At 67.0% G+C, this 19,148-nt stretch carries 20 protein-coding genes and 1 pseudogene; 7 read left to right on the top strand and 14 right to left on the bottom strand.

Going from position 1 to position 19,148, the window contains the following annotated elements:
* Positions 1–601: 601 nt before the first annotated feature.
* The 3 genes from WS64_RS07240 (at position 602) to WS64_RS07230 (ending at position 4,200) form a co-directional block, all read left to right on the top strand.
* Positions 602–1,747 carry an RNA ligase RtcB family protein gene (locus tag WS64_RS07240; protein WP_060966119.1) on the top strand — a complete coding sequence of 382 codons (1,146 nt, stop codon included), beginning with the start codon at positions 602–604 and terminating at the stop codon, positions 1,745–1,747.
* On the top strand, positions 1,747–2,355 hold the full coding sequence (gene prfH, locus WS64_RS07235) for a peptide chain release factor H (protein ID WP_347876629.1): 609 nt from the start codon (positions 1,747–1,749) through the stop codon (positions 2,353–2,355). The genes WS64_RS07240 and prfH overlap by 1 nt, the downstream gene beginning before the upstream one ends.
* 381 nt (positions 2,356–2,736) lie before the next feature.
* Positions 2,737–4,200, top strand: coding sequence for an MFS transporter (locus WS64_RS07230; protein ID WP_060966117.1), 1,464 nt, complete (start codon positions 2,737–2,739; stop codon positions 4,198–4,200).
* Positions 4,201–4,258: 58 nt separating this feature from the next.
* Here the strand turns inward: WS64_RS07230 and WS64_RS07225 are convergent, their stop codons facing one another.
* The 5 genes from WS64_RS07225 to WS64_RS07205 all read right to left on the bottom strand — a co-directional run bounded on the left by WS64_RS07225 (position 4,259) and on the right by WS64_RS07205 (position 8,903).
* Entirely contained in the window at positions 4,259–5,161 is a 903-nt protein-coding gene (locus tag WS64_RS07225; protein ID WP_060966116.1) for a LysR family transcriptional regulator, read from the bottom strand.
* A 103-nt stretch (positions 5,162–5,264) separates the two neighbouring features.
* A complete protein-coding gene (locus WS64_RS07220; RefSeq protein WP_060966115.1) occupies positions 5,265–6,092 on the bottom strand; it encodes an alpha/beta hydrolase in 828 nt (275 codons plus the stop codon).
* Positions 6,093–6,317: 225 nt separating this feature from the next.
* Positions 6,318–6,701 carry a VOC family protein gene (locus WS64_RS07215; protein WP_034207330.1) on the bottom strand — a complete coding sequence of 128 codons (384 nt, stop codon included), beginning with the start codon at positions 6,699–6,701 and terminating at the stop codon, positions 6,318–6,320.
* 27 nt (positions 6,702–6,728) lie between these two features.
* Positions 6,729–7,691, bottom strand: a complete 963-nt coding sequence (locus WS64_RS07210; RefSeq protein WP_060966114.1) for a hydroxymethylglutaryl-CoA lyase — start codon at positions 7,689–7,691, stop codon at positions 6,729–6,731.
* 21 nt (positions 7,692–7,712) lie between these two features.
* Entirely contained in the window at positions 7,713–8,903 is a 1,191-nt protein-coding gene (locus WS64_RS07205; RefSeq protein ID WP_060966914.1) for a CaiB/BaiF CoA transferase family protein, read from the bottom strand.
* 258 nt (positions 8,904–9,161) lie between these two features.
* Here WS64_RS07205 and WS64_RS07200 point away from each other — a divergent pair, with 258 nt between their 5' ends.
* On the top strand, positions 9,162–10,127 hold the full coding sequence (locus tag WS64_RS07200) for a D-2-hydroxyacid dehydrogenase (RefSeq protein ID WP_059643414.1): 966 nt from the start codon (positions 9,162–9,164) through the stop codon (positions 10,125–10,127).
* Between the two features lie 208 nt (positions 10,128–10,335).
* Here WS64_RS07200 and WS64_RS07195 read toward each other — a convergent pair whose 3' ends face one another.
* The 8 genes from WS64_RS07195 to WS64_RS34865 all read right to left on the bottom strand — a co-directional run bounded on the left by WS64_RS07195 (position 10,336) and on the right by WS64_RS34865 (position 16,303).
* On the bottom strand, positions 10,336–10,548 hold the full coding sequence (locus WS64_RS07195; RefSeq protein ID WP_059585338.1) for a hypothetical protein: 213 nt from the start codon (positions 10,546–10,548) through the stop codon (positions 10,336–10,338).
* 196 nt (positions 10,549–10,744) lie between these two features.
* Entirely contained in the window at positions 10,745–11,182 is a 438-nt protein-coding gene (locus WS64_RS07190; RefSeq protein WP_059643406.1) for a hypothetical protein, read from the bottom strand.
* A gap of 130 nt (positions 11,183–11,312) precedes the next feature.
* A complete protein-coding gene (locus WS64_RS07185) occupies positions 11,313–12,236 on the bottom strand; it encodes an ABC transporter permease (RefSeq protein WP_060966113.1) in 924 nt (307 codons plus the stop codon).
* On the bottom strand, positions 12,236–13,108 hold the full coding sequence (locus WS64_RS07180; RefSeq protein ID WP_059585335.1) for an ABC transporter permease: 873 nt from the start codon (positions 13,106–13,108) through the stop codon (positions 12,236–12,238). Before WS64_RS07180 ends, WS64_RS07185 begins: the two co-directional genes overlap by 1 nt.
* Positions 13,109–13,157: 49 nt before the next feature.
* On the bottom strand, positions 13,158–14,237 hold the full coding sequence (locus WS64_RS07175; protein ID WP_060966112.1) for an ABC transporter ATP-binding protein: 1,080 nt from the start codon (positions 14,235–14,237) through the stop codon (positions 13,158–13,160).
* Between the two features lie 49 nt (positions 14,238–14,286).
* Positions 14,287–15,453 (bottom strand): ABC transporter substrate-binding protein, encoded by a 1,167-nt coding sequence (locus tag WS64_RS07170; RefSeq protein ID WP_060966111.1) that lies wholly within the window; start codon positions 15,451–15,453, stop codon positions 14,287–14,289.
* A gap of 288 nt (positions 15,454–15,741) precedes the next feature.
* A complete protein-coding gene (locus WS64_RS07165) occupies positions 15,742–16,128 on the bottom strand; it encodes a type II toxin-antitoxin system death-on-curing family toxin (RefSeq protein ID WP_060966110.1) in 387 nt (128 codons plus the stop codon).
* A 1-nt stretch (position 16,129) separates the two neighbouring features.
* On the bottom strand, positions 16,130–16,303 hold the full coding sequence (locus tag WS64_RS34865) for a hypothetical protein (RefSeq protein ID WP_167351613.1): 174 nt from the start codon (positions 16,301–16,303) through the stop codon (positions 16,130–16,132).
* Between the two features lie 101 nt (positions 16,304–16,404).
* Between WS64_RS34865 and WS64_RS35180 the strand changes: the two are divergent.
* From WS64_RS35180 to WS64_RS32480, 3 genes and pseudogenes are all read left to right on the top strand, one after another.
* Positions 16,405–16,593 (top strand): annotated as a pseudogene (locus tag WS64_RS35180) (porin); the annotation flags it as partial.
* Positions 16,594–16,767: 174 nt separating this feature from the next.
* Positions 16,768–17,472 carry a glutathione S-transferase N-terminal domain-containing protein gene (locus WS64_RS07160; protein WP_060966913.1) on the top strand — a complete coding sequence of 235 codons (705 nt, stop codon included), beginning with the start codon at positions 16,768–16,770 and terminating at the stop codon, positions 17,470–17,472.
* 688 nt (positions 17,473–18,160) lie between these two features.
* Positions 18,161–18,511 (top strand): hypothetical protein, encoded by a 351-nt coding sequence (locus tag WS64_RS32480; protein WP_081059274.1) that lies wholly within the window; start codon positions 18,161–18,163, stop codon positions 18,509–18,511.
* 104 nt (positions 18,512–18,615) lie between these two features.
* Here WS64_RS32480 and WS64_RS07155 read toward each other — a convergent pair whose 3' ends face one another.
* Positions 18,616–19,137, bottom strand: a complete 522-nt coding sequence (locus WS64_RS07155) for a MarR family winged helix-turn-helix transcriptional regulator (protein ID WP_059584044.1) — start codon at positions 19,135–19,137, stop codon at positions 18,616–18,618.
* Positions 19,138–19,148 lie beyond the last annotated feature (11 nt).

Raw genomic sequence — 19,148 nt, 5'->3', positions numbered from 1 at the left:
GCAGGACGACACGCGGCCGGGACGGCAGTCGTCGGCGTATCAGGCGAAGGGACGAATGATTGCGGGCACTTGGATCACCGGTTCGATGAGGGTTCAGGGATGAAGCAGGCGGATGCTACGAAACGGTTTTTGCGGTGTCAAGCGCGACCGGGTGCGTCCATTGCGGCCTGCCGAACGCGTCGAACGCCTGCTGCGACGCGCCGCACCGGTGATCGATACATGAACGATCCGGAATCCTATGTGTGTGTTTTTCGCCACATCACGCGCCGAATCGATCGCCGGCATCGCGTCGTCCGCTTGCTGCGCCGGTTGCGTGCATGCTAGAGTCGCCGCCATTCCGATCAACCCCTCACTCGCAAGGAGAAGAACATCATGACGTCACGCCAATGCTCCTCCCGTCGCGGGTCGTAGTTCGGGTTTTTCGCGTCCGCTCGTTTCATCGCTCACGCCACGCAGCACATCGCATCGCCGTCATCGCGATGCGCCGGATCGTTCCGGTCCGGTCGTGCCGCCCTCCTCCCGACTTCCGATGTCGGACAGCGCATGTGCACTGTCCGCGCCATGGCCCGCCGTTCTTCCTTTTCATCGAACGGAAACCTCCATGGGCAATTCCATGCAATACCTGGCCGAGTGCATCACGCTGTGCGCTTGCGCCACCACCTGGATCGAAGGTGAGGCCATCCGGCAGCTCGAACAGGCTGCCACCCTCCCCGGCATGCGGCGCGTCGCCGGCATGCCCGATCTTCATCCCGGACGCGGCTACCCGGTCGGCGCCGCGTTCTTTTCGACCGGCCGGCTCTATCCGGCGCTGATCGGCGGCGATATCGGCTGCGGGATGGCGCTCTGGCAAACCGCGCTCGATGCGCGGCGCGTCGGTGCGTCGAAGCTCGCGAGCCGGCTCGGCTCGATCGACGCGACGCCCGATGCCGGCTGGCAGCCGCTGATCGCGGCTGCGGGCTTCGCGGATCATGCGTTTGCCGCGTCGCTCGGTACGATCGGCAGCGGCAATCATTTCGCGGAGGCGCAGCGCATCGACACGGTGTACGACGCCGAGGCCGTCGAGGCGCTCGATCTCGATCGCGACCGCCTGCTGTTGCTCGTGCACAGCGGGTCGCGCGGCTTCGGCCAGTCGATTCTCGAGCAGCACATGCGCGAGCATGGCTACGACGGCCTCGGCGAGTCGGACGCCGCATGCGCCGCGTACCTTGCGCGTCACGATGCGGCGTTACGTTATGCCGTGGCGAATCGCGACCTGATCGCGCGGCGCATGCTGGCGCGCTGGCGCAGCGATGGCCGCTGCGTGCTCGACGTGAACCACAACCTAGTGAGCCGCGCGACCGTCGACGGCGAATCGGGCTGGCTGCATCGCAAAGGTGCGACGCCGGCCGATGCGGGGCCCGTCGTCATTCCCGGCTCGCGCGGCGACTACAGCTATCTGGTCGCGCCGGGGCGGCCCGACGATGCGGCGAGCCTCGCGTCGCTCGCGCACGGCGCGGGCCGCAAGTGGGCGCGCGGCGATTGCAAGGGCCGCCTCGAGCGGCGCTTCACGCCGTCGCAGCTCACGCGCACCGCGCTCGGCAGCCACGTCGTCTGCGAGGATCGCGACCTGCTGTACGAAGCGCCGCAGGCGTACAAGCCGATCGACAGCGTCGTCGACGCGCTCGAGGCGGCCGGCCTGCTGCGTCGGCTCGCACGGCTCGCGCCGGTGCTGACCTACAAGACCTCCGGGGCGGGCGACCGATGCTGATGCAGATTTCTTCGGCACTGGGGCCACTCGAATGTCAGCTCGCCGCGGCGCATGCATTGCGGCGTCTGCAGGCGGAAGCCGATGCGCGGTGCGTGATCGTCACGGTGCTCGATGTGCAGCCGGGCGACCTGCCCGGCACGCTGCGTTCGGCACTGGTCGATCTCGACGGCGATGCCGCGCAGGCGCTCGCGCAGCGGTGGACGGGCACGCTGCAATGGATTTGCGCGAGTCCGTACCGGTCACGCCATCCACGCAAGAACTGGTTCATCGGCGTCACGCGCTGTGCGGACGCGCAGCCGCTGCCGGACAGCGACGTGCGGTTCGAAGCGATGCGTGCGCGCGGGCCCGGTGGCCAGCACGTGAACAAGACGAGCTCGGCCATCCGCGCGACCCATGTCGCGACCGGCCTGTCGGTACGCGTGGAAAGCGAGCGCAGCCAGCATGCGAATAAGCGTCTGGCGTTGCAATTGCTGCACGTGCGTTTGCAGCAGGAAGCCGATCGTCATGCGTCGGACGCGCGCCGGCAGCGGCGGATGCAACACTTTGCGCTGGCGCGCGGGAACCCCGTGCGCGTGTTTCATGGGACGGCGTTCGTGCCGGTCGATTGAGCACGACCGTGTGGTCGTCGGCGGCGGTTGCGCCGGCGGCCACGCCACTGGCGTCATGGTTTTCCCGGCCTCGCCGGATGGCGCGGGTGCGCATCGTTTTCGATACGCATCCGCCCGCCACGCAGGCTGCAACGGCCTGCCGCGCGAATCGTGTCCACCGCGCGCTCCCTACCCTTTCTGCTCGGGAAAGGATGCTTGAAACATCCTCAATTATCACGTGCCGCCGATTTGCCCACCATGTGTCGGACGATCGGCGCAGCCCGCATGGCCGCCTCTTGCACCTGCCTGGCGATGCCTGGCGTCGCATCGTGCGGCCGACGCGTGACGCCGGCTAAGAACGGCCAGCCCAGCGCCACCGCATATCGATAATCAGGAGACACGATGAACAGCCAATCCCTCGACCTCGACGGCCATGCGGGCGCACGCGCGTCCGCCCGCACGTCGGCCGCCTCCGCAGGCGCCGGCGTCGACGCAACGCCCCTCCCCGCCCGCCGCGTCACGCTCGGCGATTTCATGGACGATCTGCCGGTCGGTGCGTTGCACCGCTTCGTCGTCTGGGTAATCGGCATCGGGCTGTTCTTCGACATGTACGAGATCTTTCTCGTCAGTACGATCGGCTCCGCGTTGCAGCACGAATACGGGCTGAGCCGGCAAAGCGCCGATTTCAAGCTGCTGCTGGCGTCCGCGTTCATCGGCATGTTCGTCGGCGCGATGTGCCTCGGCAGCCTGGCCGACCGCATCGGCCGGCGCAAGGCGTTCCTGCTCACGCTCGGGTGGTACAGCGCGTTCTCGCTGGTCGGTGCGTTTTCGGCGAGTGCCGACATGCTCGTGGCCTGCCGGTTCCTGACCGGCATCGGCGTCGGCGCGATCTATCCGGTCGCCGACAGCTTCCTGTCCGAAATCCTGCCGAAGGACAAGCGCGGGCGGCTCGCCGCGTGGGCCTACACGACTTCGTATGTCGCGGTGCCGCTCGTCGGCTTTCTCGCGCTGTGGCTGAACCCGCTGCATGTGGCGGGCGTCGCGGGCTGGCGCATCATCCTCGCGGTCGGCAGCCTCGGCGCCGTGTACGTGCTGCTCGTGCAGCACCGGCTGCCGGAAAGCCCGCGCTGGCTGCTCGCGCAAGGCCGCACGGCCGATGCGCACGCGGCGCTGCGGCGTTTCGCGCAAAGCGCCGGCGTGCCCGTGCCCGAGCATTTCGCGGAACCGGTCCAGCCGCAGCGGCCGCTCGGGCTCGGCGAGCGCATCGCGCTGCTGCGTCGCCGTCCGTACGGCGCGCGCTACGTGATGCTGGCGATCTTTCACCTGTTCCAGGGCTTCGGCTATTACGGGTTCGGCACGCTGGCCGGCACCGTCGTGAAAAGCCGCGGCTTCGACGTGACGGACAGCACGTTGTTCATCGCGCTGTCGTTCATCGGCTATCCGATCGGCTCGCTGCTGTCGATTCCGCTGCTCAACTGGATCGAGCGCCGCACGCTCGTGATCGTGTCGATCCTGTCGATCGCGGTGTTCGGGCTGTGCTTCGCGTATTCCGGCCATACCGTGCTGATCGTCGGCTTCGGGTTCCTGACGACGTGTGCGTCCAACGTGTTCAGCAACGCGTATCACGTGTACCAGGCCGAGATTTTCCCGGCCGGCGCGCGTTCGACGGCGATCGGCAGCACCTATGCGCTGTCGCGCATCGTCAGCGGCGCGCTGCCGTTCGTGTTGCTGCCGGTGCTCGTCGACTACGGCGCGGGCGCGATGTTCGGCGTGATTTCGGTCGCACTCGGCATCGTCGCCGTCACGCTGCGCGTGCTCGGCCCGCTCACCACGCGGCGCAGTCAGGACGAGATCAATCCGGTTTGACGCGGCGATCGGCACGGGGCGCACGCACGCGTGCCCCGTGCGTCGCCGTTTCATCGCCTCATCGCATTCGGCGCGCCGACATGAAATCGAACAGCTTCGCGACGTCGGTCGTCAGCACCGCGCCGGCCTTCACGCCGACCCATAGCGTGCGCGTCGCCCACGCGTCGTCGAGCTTCACGACACCGAGCCGCGCCGCGCGCTCGCCGGTCACCGCATCGCGCGGCAGCACGCCGATGCCGAGCCCCGCCTCGATCATCCGGCTCACGCCGTCGAAATTCGATACCTGGATCCGCAGCTTCAGCGAGCGCTCGGCCGCGAACGCGGCGTCGGTCATGCGCGCGAGCAGCGAGCTGCCATCGCTCAGGCCCACGTAGTCCTCGTCGAGCGTATCCGCGAAGCGGATGCTGTCGCGCACGGCGAACCGGTGCGTGCGCGGCACGAGCAGCACGAGCTCGTCGCGCCGGTACAGCCGCCGGTCGATGCCGGGCGCCGGCACGTTGTCGGCGAATACACCGAGATCGGTCTTGCCCGACGCGATCGCGTCGACGATCTCGTGGCTCAGCCGCTCCTCGAGACTCACCTTGATGCCGGGGTTGCCGGTGAGGAACGCGGCGAGATCGGCGGGCAGGAACTGGACGATCGCCGACGTGTTGGTCCACACGTGGATATGGCCGCGCACGCCTGCGACGTAGTCGCTCATCTCGTGCGCCATCCGGTTCACCTGCTCGATCACCTTCGCCGCATGATCGAGCAGCGCGCGGCCCGCGGGCGTCAGCTCGACGCCGCGCGCGTGCCGGACGAACAACGCGCTGCCGGTCACGCTTTCGAGTTCGGCGATGCGCTTGCTGACCGCGGACAGCGTGAGCTGGCCGTGTTCGGCCGCCTTCGTCAGGCTGCCGTGCTCGGCGACGAGCGCGAACACGCGCAGCGACTGCAGATCGAAATGAAGCGGGTTCACCATGTCGGGGGTCCTGGGAAGGCCGTGCGGGGGCGTCATCATCGCGCCGGCCTGACGCCGATCATACGCCGGGCCGTGCGCATGCGATACGCACGATACGGCGCGGCTAGCGCGGCGCGATGGCGTGCAATGCGGCGAGCATCGCGCCGTCGGGCGTCGCGAGATCGTCGAGCACCGCGAAGTGCTGCATGCCGGGCAGCCACGCGCGGGCGATCCGCTCGCCGGCGGCTTCGCACGCCGTCGCGTATTCGTCCGCCTGCCGAACGAGTTCGGGCAGTTCGGCGTCGCCGACTGCCACGACGGTCGCCGCGCCCGGTCCGACATGGCGCAACGGGCTGTACGCGTCGACCTCCCGCGCGGTGAGCTGCAGCTTGTCGTTCAGGCAGCACAGCGCGATCGGTTCGAGATCGACGAGCGGACTGATCGCCAGTGCCGACACGACGGCCGGATGCGTGCGATGCATGGCCGTCAGATGGCCGCCCGCCGAATGGCCGCTCAGGTGGATCGGCCGCCCCGCGATGCCGAGGCCGTCGCGGTCGGCCGCGAGATGGTCGAGCAGCGCGCCGATCTCGCCGACGATATCGGTCATCGTCGCGACCGGCGCGAGCGTGTATTCGGCGAGCACGACGTCGTAGCCGCACGCGAGCGGCCCGCTCACCGCATACGCGAAATCCTCTTTCGTGCAGTGTTGCCAGTAGCCGCCGTGGATGAACACGAACAGCGGCGCGTCGGGCTGCCCGCACGGCAGCCAGTCGAAGCGCTGCGCGGGTTGCGCGCCGTAACGCAGGTCGCGGCGGCCGGGCGTCGCCGCGTACAGCGCCGCGCTGCGCGCCTGGCATGACGCGAGCAGCGCGGGGAAATCGGGAACAGCCCTCGTGTTTAGGTACGCGGCGTCGAGCGCCGCACGGTCCATGCCGCGATAGAGGATCGTCATTCGGGAAGCGCCTGGATCGGGTTGCGGATGCGCGCGGCAGGTCTGTCCGTGCGCGCGGCGAAGGCGGCGGCCGGGCCGACGCCGTGGCGCCATTATCCGCAGCGCGGCCGCGCACGGCTATCCGGAATCGGCGGGCGCGGCGCGTGCCTGTCCGCTTTCGGCGAAGGACTGCGACGCCGTGCGCGCGGCGGGCCGGCGCCCGCGCGGGCGACCGAGCCCGGCAATTCAGATCGGCTCGGAGATTTCGATCAGGTTCAGGTCGGGATCGCGCACGTAGACCGAGCGGATTTTCTGCGTCGCGCCGGTGCGTTCGACGGGCCCTTCGACGATCGGCCAGTCGACGCGCCGCAGGTGCGCGATCACGTCGTCGAGCGGGACCGACGCGATGAAGCACAGGTCGAGCGCGCCCGGCACCGGCACGTGCGCTTTCGGCTCGAATTCCGCGCCGCGCACGTGCAGGTTGATCTTCTGGTTGCCGAAACGGAACGCGAGCCGGCCCGCGCCGAAGGTTTCGAGCTGCATCTGCAGCACCTCGGTGTAGAAATGCTTCGTCCGTTCCGGATCGACGCAGGTCAGCACGAGATGATCGAGGTGGTCGATCAGCGCCATGGCATTCGCTCCTGTTTCTGTTGCTGTTCACGAGAACGCGCGTTGCGCGGGCTTGCCGCCGGCATCGGCGCGCGGCGGCGGATGAAGGTCCGAGCGGCGCCCGGCCTTCAGGATCTGGCTCGGCACGTCATGCCCGATCAGCGCGGGCAGCCGTGCGGCCGCGGCGAGCACGGCCGCGAGGTCGATGCCCGTATCGTAGCCGTCGAGTTCGAGCATGTGCACGAGTTCCTCGGTGCAGACGTTGCCGGTCGCGCCCGGCGCATACGGGCAGCCGCCGAGCCCGCCGAGCGAAGCGTCGAAGCGGTCGATGCCGGCGTCGAGCGCGGCGAGCGTATTCGCGAGCGCCATCCCGCGCGTGTTGTGGAAGTGCAGCGTGAGCTGCAACGCGGGGAATCGCTCGCGCGCACGTCCGGACAAGTCGCGCACCTGCGACGGAAACGCCATGCCCGTCGTGTCGCACAGCGTGAAGCCGTGCACGCTGAGATCCGCGAAGCGCTGCATCCACGCGAGCACGGTTTCGGCCGGCACGTCGCCTTCGATCGGGCAGCCCATCGCGGTCGACAGCGACACGTTGATCGCGACACCCGTGCCGCGCACCGCGTCGATCACGTCGCGCAACTGCGCGAACGACTGCTCGCGCGTCATCCGCAGGTTCGCGCGGTTGTGGCGCTCGCTCATCGACATCACGAGGTTCACCTCGTCGACGCCGCACGACAGCGCGCGCTCGGCGCCGCGCACGTTCGGCACGAGCGCCGTATAGACGACGCCCGGCGCGCGCGCGATGCCGTGCATCACGGCTTCCGCGTCGCGCAGCGCGGGAATCGCCTTCGGCGACGTGAACGACGTGACCTCGATCTTCGCGTAGCCGCAGGCGCTCAGCGCGTCGACGAGCGCGATCTTGTCGTCGGTGTCGACGAACGCCGCTTCGTTCTGGAAACCGTCGCGGGTCGCGACTTCGTGGATGTGGAGGCGTTGCGGATGCGGATTCATGTCTTCGTTCCGATGGCTGTTTCAGATCACGCCGCGCGTGCGCCAGTCGTCGCGCGTCGCCGCATCGATGCCGAGCGATTCGAGCACCGCGTCGGTATCCGCGCCGAGCGCGGGGGCCGGCCGCTCGATGCGCCCGGGCGTGGCATCGAGTTTCGGCACGATGCCCGGCACGAGCACGGGCGTGCCGTCGGGCAGCGCGGCGTCGACGATCATGTCGCGCGCACGGTAGTGCGGATCGGCCGCGATGTCGGCCACGTCGTAGATGCGTCCGGACGGAATGCGCGCGTCGTTCAGCGCGGCGAGCACGTCGTCGAGGTCGTGGCGCGCGCTCCATTCGCCGATCGCCGCATCGATGCGCGCGACCTGCGCGACGCGCCCGTCGTTGTGCGCGAGCGCCGGATCGTTGCCGAGATCGGGCCGGCCGATCAGTTCCATCAGGCGCCGGAAGATGCTGTCGCCGTTGCCGGCGATCAGCGCGTACCGGCCGTCGCGGCAGCGGTACGCGTTGGTCGGCGCGATCCCCGGCAGGCTGCTGCCGGCCGGCCCGCGCACCGCGCCGAACGCCGCATATTCGGGCAACAGGCTTTCCATCATGTTGAATACCGATTCGTACAGCGCGACGTCGACGACCTGACCCTTGCCGCCCTGCTGCTCGCGATGCCGTAATGCGAGCAGCACGCCGATCACGCCGTGCAGCGCCGACAGCGAATCGCCGAGCGAGATGCCCACGCGCACCGGCGTGCGGCCCGGTTCGCCCGTGAGGTGGCGCAGGCCGCCCATCGCCTCGGCGATCACGCCGAAGCCGGGGCGGTCGCGATACGGGCCCGTCTGTCCGAAGCCCGACACGCGCAGCATCACGAGCCCCGGGTTGAGCGCGGACAGCGCGTCCCAGCCGAGCCCCCAGCCTTCGAGCGTGCCGGGCCGGAAGTTTTCGATCAGCACGTCGGTCTCCGCGACGAGGCGGCGCACGACGTCCTGTCCTTCGGGCGTGCGCAGATCGAGCGTGAGCGAGGTCTTGTTGCGCGACTGCACGGCCCACCAGACCGACGTGCCGTCGTGCAGCAGCCGCCACTTGCGCAGCGGGTCGCCGACGCCGGGCGGCTCGACCTTGATGACGTCCGCGCCGAATTCGGCGAGCATCCGGCCCGCGAACGGCCCGGCGATCAGTTGGCCGAGTTCCAGCACGCGGATGCCGTCCAGGGGGCGTGTCATGACTGTCTCCGATGAAATCGCGTTGTCGATGACGGCGATCATGACGGCGTTCGCGCCCGGCGAAAATCGCTCGATGGTCAACCCGCCTTTCCGAAACGGAAAGGCAGGCGACGGCGCGAGCGCGGTATCGGCCAAGCGGGACGCGCCAGCCTTTCCATCCGGGAAAGCGCGCTCGCGCAACGGTCAAACGACGGCGCGCGCGCCGCCGGCAGAATCGAGGCCGTTCCGCGCCATCGGGCGCCTGCCAGCGAGACCGCCATGTTTTCCGTTTCCGCTCCCGCGAAGATCGTGTTCCTCGACCGGGCGACGCTGTCGCCGCAGACCGTGCTGAAACGATTTCCGTTTCCGCACGCCTTGCAGACATTCGACCGGACGGCCGCGCACGAGGTCGCGGCGCGCATCCGCGACGCGCACATCGTCGTGACGAACAAGGTGCGGCTCGACGCGACGGCCCTCGCCGATGCGCGGCAGATACGGATGATCGCGATCGCCGCGACCGGCACCGACATCGTCGATCTCGATGCGTGCGCGGCACGCGGGATCGTCGTGAGCAATATTCGCGGCTATGCGGTGCGCACGGTGCCCGAGCACACGTTCGCGCTGATCTTCGCGCTGCGTCGCAGCCTCGTCGCTTATCGCGACGCGGTGCGCGCGGGGCGTTGGCTCGACAGCGGACAGTTCTGCTTTTTCGATCACCCGATTCGCGACCTGGCCGGTACGACGCTCGGGATCGTGGGCGACGGCGTGCTCGGGCGCGCGGTGGCCGCCATCGCGCGGGCGCTCGACATGCGCGTGCTGTTCGCGGCACACGGCGACACCGCGCGCGACGGCCATGCACCGTTCGACACGCTGCTGCGCGACAGCGACGTGATCACGCTGCACTGCCCGCTCACGCCCGCGACGCGGCACCTGATCGACGCCCGCGCATTCGCGCGAATGGCGCGCCGGCCGCTGCTGATCAATACCGCGCGCGGCGGGCTCGTGGACGAAAGCGCGCTCGTCGAGGCGTTGCAGTCGGGGCAGATCGCGGGCGCGGGGTTCGACGTCGTCACGCAGGAGCCGCTGCCGGCCGCGCATCCGTTTCACGCGATCCTGTCGCATCCGGCGTTCATCCTGACGCCGCATGTCGCGTGGGCGAGCGACGAGGCAATGCAGACGCTGGCCGATCAGCTCGTTGACAACGTCGCCGCGTTCGTCGGCGGCGAGCCGCGGCATGTCGTGTGACACGCACGAACGGAACGGCCCCGCTCGATTGCTCGAAGCGGGGCCGACTGAATGCGGGGCTGCTTGCGCCAGCGACCCGGCACGTGAAGGGTTCGTGCCTCGGCCCTGTCTGGCGGCGGGTTTCCGACTATCTGATGGGCGCTACTTCAACGCGTTCAGACCGGCAAGGATGTCGATATCAGGCCAGTCCGAAAAGCGGAAAACCGGCTCAGTAGGCGGACATCTCGACGCAAGGGTCGACCTTCGACGGCGAGCAGATGACCGAGTACTTGGCGCTCTCGCGCATCAGCGCCTCGCCTTCGTGCAGCGCGATCTTGATCTCGGGGTGACGCTCGTACGCGAGGAAGGCCGAGCACACGACCGCGGACATCACGACGAGGGAAAACACAAATTTTTCAAGGGCTTGGAAACGTTCAGGCATGATCTTGACCTTTCTCTCAGCCCGGAATTATACCTTGAGATAAGGGTTTTCCCTATAATCCTGCCCGCATACCGAGGATGCGTTCAAATCAAGATAGGCGCGATGGTCGCGCCCTTTCATCAAAAACATGTCACCGCGGCCCGCGCGGATGGGGCCGCATAAACGAGGAAGGAGAAGAAGGCTCGCCGCCGGCGCGTCACTGCGGCGCCGAAGCGCCACTCGCCGCATTGCCCGGCCACGCCTTGCCGATATGGTCGATCAGCGACTTCGCGGTGCCCGTCACGAGCGCCGCGTCGACGCCCGACGTCTGCCATGAGCCGTCGGCCGCCTTCACGAAGGTCAGGTTCGCGCGCGACGGCGAGTAATCGGCGTTGCGCCACGTGACCACGACGTCGCACGAGTACGTGCGATCGCCGAGCTTCTTGCAGTCACCGTCGGGTTTCGCCGATACGACGTCGGCCGAAACGGGCAGCGGCTGGCCGAACAGCGCGTTCAGCCCGCCGTGGTTTTCCGCTTCGAGCGCGCGGCGCACGGCGGCGTCGACGTCGCTCGATCCGGGACCGTCGTGAAGCAGGTTGCAGGCGGCCAGCAGCGTCGACGCGCCGGCGAGGGTCAGCAGCAGTTGAAACTTCATGGATATCCGTCGATCGGGTGAACGCCGCGTAGTCTGCAACGTCCGCGCGTCGTGCGCGGTATCCATTTGTAACCAATTGCACGGCGGCTGGGCGACACGGCGCCCGCGCGCGATCGTGCGACGCCCTGGCCTACTGCCGTTCCTGCTTCACGCGGCTCACGAGTTGCGTCGGGCTGACGAACTGCAGCGCGATCACGACCCACACGAGCGTGATCGCCATGTAGATCATCGCCATCGCGTCGATCGACTGCGGCGCGCGCACGCCGGTCGAGAACACCGCGTAATACAGCGCGACGACGAGCGTCTGCGTGCTCGGACCCGCGGTGAAGAACGTCAGCTCGAACATCCCGATCGTGCGCACGAGCACGAGCAACCCGGCCGCGAGCATGCCGGGCACCAGCAGCGGCAGCAGCACGTAGCGGAAATAGCGCCACGTGTTCGCGCCGAAGGTGCGCGCGGCGGCTTCGAGGTTCGGATCGATCTGCTCGATGAACGGCGTCATCACGAGGATCACGAACGGCAGCGCCGGCACGAGATTCGCGAGGATCACGCCCGGCAGCGTGCCCGCGAGCCCGATCTTGTACATCACGGTCGCCATCGGGATCCCGTAGGTGACGGGCGGCACCATCAGCGGCAGCAGGAACACCAGCAGCGCGAAGCGCTTGCCGCGAAACTGCACGCGCGCGAGCGCATACGCGGCCGGCACGCCGAGCGCGATCGACAGCAGCACGACCGCGCCGACGACCTCGACGGTCACCCACAGCACGCTCGCGAGCTGGAAATCCTCCCATGCCTTCGCATACCAGTGCAGCGTGAAGCCCTGCGGCAGCGGCGTGCCGAACCAGCGCGTCGCGACCGAGTTCACCGCGACGGTCGCGATCAGCAGCATCACGTTCAGCAGGAAGAACGCCATCAGCCCCCACACGAGCGCCTTCCATGCGCGGCCGGCGAGATTGCTTTTCATCCGGTGCGGTTTCCTTGCATCGACGGGCCGCGCATCGGGGGCGTCGTGCTTCGGCGGCCACGTGCGAGCGGCATGATTGTCGGTCGCCATCAGCCCTTGCCTCCCGTTACCGCACCCGTGTAGAAGAAGCGGCGCGCGCCGAGCATCGACGCGACCACCAGCAACTGCGCGAAGCCCATCACGATCGCGATCGCCGATGCGAGCGAATAGTCGTAGCTTTCGAACGCGGCTTCGGCCGCCGCGATCGAGATCACGCGCGTCGGCCCGGCCGGCGCGCCGAGCAACACGGCCGACGGGAACACCGAGAACGCCTGCACGAACGACAGGCACGCGGCCATCGTGAGCCCCGGCACGAGCAGCGGCAGGTAGATCTGCCGGAACTGCTGCCACGGGTTCGCGCCGAGCGTCGCGGCCGCGCGCGCGAGCGTCGGATCGATGCCGCTGATGTACGACAGCATCAGCAGGAACGCGAACGGAAAGCCCGACACGATCAGCGACAGCAGCACGCCCCAGTAGTTGTGCGTGAGGCGCACTTCGTCGGTGTACAGGTGCAGCCCCTGCAGCGCCTGCGGAAACCAGCCGTTCGGCCCGAAGTACGTGAGCATCCCGTCGGCGACGAGCACCGTGCCGAGCGTGACGGGAATCACGAGCAGCGTCGTGACGAACTTCTGGTACGGCGAATGGCGGCGCAGCGCGAACGCGACCGGCACCGCGATGCCGACGTTGAGCAGTGTGGCCGGCACCGCGAGCTTGAGCGTGACGAGCACGGTCGGCCACATCGCCGTGTCGGTGAAGAACTGCACGTAGTTCGCAAGCGCGCCGCCGCCGTTCATCGGCTGGAACGACAGCACGAGGCCGTACGCGAACGGATAGATGAACAGCGCGGCGATGAACGCGAGCGCCGGCGTGACGAGCCAGGCTTTCGCGTCGCGCGCCGCGCCGCCGGTCGCGAGCGTGCTCATGCGGCCTCCGGGCGGGACGCCGCCGCGCGCGCCGCGTGGCGCAGCCCGTTCATTGCCCGTCTCCCGCATAGACGAGCGTGCGCGCCGGCGCCACGCGCAGCCTCAAGCGCTCGCCTTCCGTGAACTCGCCGGCCACGCGCGCCCAGATCGCGCCGAACGGCGTGATCGCGCGGATCAGCGAGTCGCGCCCGCCGTACTCGACCGTCTCGACGGTCGCGTCGAATGCATTGTCGGCGCCTTGTTCCGCGCGCTCGATGTCGTCGGGGCGTAGCGCGACGACGACCTCCTTCGCGTCGAAGCCGGCCATCGGCACGCCCGCGAGGCGCACGCCGCCCGACGCGACGTTCACGTAATCGCTGGCCATGCCTTCGAGCGTGAACGGCAGCACGTTGCGATAGCCCATGAAGCGCGCGACATGCAGATTGTGCGGGCGCGTGTAGACGTCTTTCGGCGACGCGACCTGCTGCACGACGCCCTCCTTCATCACGACGATACGGTCGGCCATCGACAGCGCCTCGTCCTGGTCGTGCGTCACGTAGATCGTCGCGCGTTCGAGCTGCGTGTGGATGCGGCGGATCTCCGCGCGCATCTCGATGCGCAGCTTCGTGTCCAGGTTCGACAGCGGCTCGTCCATCAGCACGAGCGGCGGCTCGATCACGATCGCACGCGCGATCGCGACGCGCTGCTGCTGCCCGCCCGACAACTGCCCGGGCAGCTTGCCTTCGTGACCGACGAGCTGCACGAGCTCGAGCGCCTGCTGCGCGCGCCGCCGCGTTTCCTGCTTCGGCACGCCGCGCATCTTGAGGCCGAAGCCGACGTTGTCGAGCACCGACATGTGCGGGAACAGCGCGTAGTTCTGGAACACCATGCCGAAGCCGCGACGCTCGGGCGGCAGCACGTCGATGCGCGTGTCGTCGAGCCAGATGCCGCCGCGCGTGAGCGGCTGCAGCCCCGCGATGCAGTTCAGCGCGGTCGATTTGCCGCAGCCCGACGGGCCGAGCAGCGCGATGAACTCGCCGCGCCGGATCTCGAGGTCGAGCCCGTCCAGCGCGGCGACCTGCGCGCCTTGCGCATTGGTGAAACTGCGGCACACGCCGTCGAGCCGCAACCGTTCGAAACTGTGCTTCATTCCACGAACTCCATCGACGCGGACGCCGCGGCGCCCGCCGGTTCAGGCGTCACTTCGATTTCTGCGAACCGATCTCGCGATCCCATTTCTGGAACGCGGCGACCATCGCCTGCGCGTTGAGCGGCTGCACGTGAGGACGATCGGCGAGCAGCTTCGCGTATTCGGGGCGGCCGAACTTGCGCACGACTTCCTGGCTGTGCGCGGGTGCCATCTCGAGCGTCACGCCCTTCACCGCCGGGCCCGGATAGAAATACCCGTCGTCGTAGGTCATCGCCTGCTGCGCCGGTTCCAGCAGGAAGTTCATCAGCTTGAACAGCACGTCGAGCTTTTCCTTGGGCACGCCCTTCGGGATCACCATGTAGTGCGCGTCGTTGACCCACGTCATGTTGTCGAACGCCTGGATCTTGAATTCGGCCGGCACGATGCCGAGCGCGCGCGGGTTGAGATCCCAGCCGGTGACGGTCACGGTCATGTCGCGCGTGCCTTCGCCGAGCTCCTTCATCACCGCCGACGTGCCGCCCGGGTAGTACGGCACGCATTCGTTCAACTGTTTCAGGAACGCCCAGGTCTTGTCCCAGCCGTTGATCGGGTCCTGCGGACTCTTGTCGCCGAGCACGTACGGCAGCCCCATCAGGAACGTGCGGCCGGGGCCGGAGTTCGCCGGGCGCGCATAGATCAGCTTGTTCGGGTGCGCCTTGCACCACGCGAGCAGCTGGTCGGGCGTCTTCGGCGGGTCGCTGACCTTCGCCGGGTTGTATTCGAGCAGCGGGCCGGCCGGCATGTAGGTGACCTCGAGGCCGTAGCCTTGCGCGAGATCCTGCATCTTGCGCGGGCCGGGCGCGTATTTGTCGAGCACACCGGGGAGCGCGGCCGCGTTGTCGGGCAGCAGCTTCTGCCACAGGTTCTGCTCGATGCCGGCGGCGAGCGCGTCGGTGCCCGTCAGCACGAGGTCGATGTCGGCGCGCCCCGCCGCCTGCATCGCCTTGATCTTGCCCGGCAACTGCGGCGCGGGCGCGTTCGTGAACGTGACGTTCGCGACGAGATTCGGGTTCTTCTCCTTGAACGCCTCGATGGCCTTCTGCGTGAGCTGCAGGTTGCCTGCGACGTCGACGATGTTCAGCGATACGGGGGCGGCAACGGCCGCGGCGGCCGACAGCGCGAAGCCCAGTGCGAGTGCGATCCGGCGGACACGGCGAGCGATCGGGGTGGTGTTCATGTCTCCTCACTTCGGTCGGTGGATGGGACCTTTCTTGTCAGGAAATCATGACGGCGTTATACGATGTCGGTCAACAAAAAACCGCGGGATGCGGGGCGGGACTTTCCCTGACAAAAAGCTTCCGTAACAGCATGCCTAGGAAGCCCCGGTATGTCAGTCAGTGCTGTTAAGACGTCATATGTCAACGTATGAGCAGCGAGAGCGTGATGCTTTCGAGCGACAGTCTGCGGAATGACCGATGGGCAGTTACTGCGGCAGCACCGCAGAAGAATGAATCCGTGGGGCGCTTCAGCGAGAAAGCGAACTTTCCCAGACCGCACTGAAATACTCGGCCAGCTCTTCGCTTGTGACGCTGCCGTCCGCAACGTCAACCATGAGATCTTCGAGATCAGCCAAACGGGGCATCGAGATGCCTTGTCGCTCCATGTACGTCAATGCACACGTCAGCCCGGTGCGCTTGTTTGCATCATTGAATACATGGCCGCGCGCGATCGCGACGGCATAGGTCGCCGCAATGCCGAACACGTCGTCGAGACCGGCGTAATGGACGTGATTTTCAACCCGGTGCAAGGCGGCTTCGACACCGCCACGCCCGGCATGCGCAAACCCGCTCAGACCGCCGAGGTCTCGAATGATTTCGTCGTGGATCGTGATGACGTAATCGAGATCCAGCAAATCAGCGGTCCTTCAATGCGATCAGCACGTCCCGGTGTTCGGAAATGACTTTCCGGGCTGCTCGAAGGACATCGCTTTTCTCGGTTTCGGTCGAAGCCTTGACCTCGGTCGTGGGGCGAATAATCGTGCGGGGTTTCAGTTCAACCCCGTACAGCACCTTTCTTTTTGGGGCCATGATGGCATTCCATTAAAAACGATAACAAATCAGTGGCTTAGTCCGCATTTTCACGCGGCACCGCACCGCTCGAAATCATAGCACCAGACGAGGCGGTCGATGCTGAAAACCGGTCGACGGCGGTCGTCCTCGCGGCCGACTACAGCACGTCGAAGCGGACGAAGGTCTACGCGCAGGTCGGCCACGTGAACAATCGCCGCATGATGGACCAGATGCTCATGTATGGGCAGCCGGTCGCGCCGGGCGTCGGTACGACGGCCGCGATGGTCGGGCCCCGGCACAACTTCTGACGGCTTCGGGCCACGCGGCGCAGGCACGTGCGCAGCCGGCGCCTGCATCGATTCCGGTGATCGGCTACAGTGGGCGCTTTCGGCGCGCTGCGCCCCGCCGCCGCGCCGCGAACCGTGCGCGAGCGCGGCGGCGCGAACGCAGCGTGGATCATTCACTTCGACGAGCGAACCTTCATGCCCGATCTGTCCGCCTTCCCGATCACGCAAAAGTGGCCGGCCCAGCATCCCGACCGCCTCCAGCTCTACTCGCTGCCGACGCCGAACGGCGTCAAGGTGTCGATCATGCTCGAGGAAACCGGCCTGCCGTACGAGCCGCACCTCGTGCGCTTCGACACGAACGACCAGTTGTCGCCCGAATTCCTGTCGCTGAACCCGAACAACAAGATCCCGGCGATCATCGATCCGAACGGCCCCGACGGCCAGCCGCTGCCACTGTTCGAATCGGGCGCGATCCTGATCTATCTGGCGGACAAGACGGGCCAGTTGATCCCGAAGGATCTCGCGGGCCGCTACGAGACGATCCAGTGGGTGATGTTCCAGATGGGCGGCATCGGGCCGATGTTCGGCCAGGTCGGCTTCTTCCACAAGTTCGCCGGCCGCGATTATGAGGACAAGCGCCCGCGCGACCGCTACGTCGCCGAATCGAAGCGCCTGCTCGGCGTGCTCGACGCGCATCTCGCGAACCGCCAGTGGGTGATGGGCGATGCGTACACGATCGCCGACATCGCGATCTTCCCGTGGGTGCGCAATCTGGTTGGCTTCTATGAAGCGGGCGATCTGGTGGGCTTCAGCGAATTCCGCAACGTCAAGCGGGTGCTCGACGCGTTCGTTGCGCGGCCGGCTGTCGAGCGTGGGCTCAATATTCCGGCGCGGGGTTGATCCGCTGCGCGGGTACGCGCCGTGCGAGCTACGGCCCATGATTTGTGCCGCCCGCCGCCCGCCGCATTGCGCGGCGGGTTTTTTTTGACCATTGCCGATCTCCGGGGAACGCCGGGAGACCGTCGGTATTCGGCCAGTTGCAGACGTTCGACATGCCCCGCATTATTGTCGACAATCAACTCGGTCATTTGTCGCGTACCAATGAATTGCCCATATTGCTCCGCCAAACTCACGATCGCACTGGGAGGGGAACTTCGATGCGCTTCTTCGGGTGCGCTCTTCAGCGTCTCTGTTCGAGCGCGGTTCGAGGAACTCATGCTAAAGCGTGCTCCCGGCCAGCCGCCGTTGACTAAGATAGGGCAATGGTATTGCCCGTGTTGCGGCAAGAAAACAAACGACGGCGTCTGCGACGACTGCGGCGTGGTTGTTACCGTTGGACTAGCGCGAGAACTCTTGGAATTGAATCCGCACTCTGCGCTCTAAGTTCGGAGCCGTGACGTACCGTCGTGAGGTCGCTGCTTCCTGCCGCGGCCACCCCGATCGGTCAAAAGAAACACGCTATGGTCGTCACCTTCGATCTTGTGGCACAGCGCGGCCAGAAGCGGCCGGTAGACCTCGCGTCTTGTATCGGCAACAATCACCACAGCGATCGACGCTGCTCCCAATGACTGCCGCGAGTGAATCCGTGATGCCCGATTTACTTAATGAAACTGAGCGACCAACATGGTTTTCTTATCCGCGCCACTTTGTCCGAGCTGTTGAACTGAATATCCTGAATCTGGATCCGTGGCAGCTACTTGAGGGAAAGTGGCTTCGCGTTCGGTTGGAAGGGCTGGCTAAGCGATATCCCGATCGGCAGTTGGTTCCTTTCTTCCGGGATACGAGTAGCGATGACATAGCCTGTTGGGAGACGGGCAAGGGCGAACGAGTGCAGATTGTTCATGACTTCGCGTCGCCAGGGTGGGAATGTGCCGGCGAGTTCGAAAATTTTCTAGATTGGTATAAGGCCACCGCAGAGATCGCCTTGGACTTTGAATGACCGCTTGCAGGATAGCTGTGAGGCCGCTCCGGGTCGACACGCGACGTCCACGAGAATTCACGAAGAACTTTTTGCCCGCCGCGTACGTTTCCATCACGCATTGTTCAACGCGAGTTCCCTTCCTCCCCTTCCGGCGTTCCGGCTTCCAACCCCGCCAGCAGCTTCCCCAACAGCCGCGACAACTGCGCCTGTTCGGTCTCTGACAACGCAGCCAGCACCGCCCGCTGGTTATCGATATGCGCGACAACCGCTTCGTCGATCAACGCCCGCCCGGCATGCGTCAACGCGACGAGCGTCCCCCGCCCGTCGGCCGGATTCGGCCGGCGCTCGACCCAGCCGGCCTTCTGCAGCCGGTCGATGCGCGCGGTCATCCCGCCCGACGACATCATCAGCGCGTCGTACAGCGCGGTCGGCGTCAGCGCGAACGGCGCGCCGCTGCGCCGCAGCGTCGCGAGCACGTCGAATTCCCCCGGCTGCATGCCGTAGCGCGCGAACAGCGGATTGAGACGATCGCGCGCGATCACGAGCGCGGCTTCCTGCAGCCGCCCCATCACCACCATCGACGTCGCGTCGAGATCCGGGCGCTCGACACGCCATTGCGCGAGCGCGTGCTCGGCTCGATCCATTAACCCTCCTC

Source organism: Burkholderia anthina (genome assembly GCF_001547525.1).
Taxonomy (GTDB): domain Bacteria; phylum Pseudomonadota; class Gammaproteobacteria; order Burkholderiales; family Burkholderiaceae; genus Burkholderia; species Burkholderia semiarida.
The sequence above is the reverse complement of the archived record's forward strand: the minus strand, read 5'-3'. Positions and strand labels throughout refer to the sequence as shown.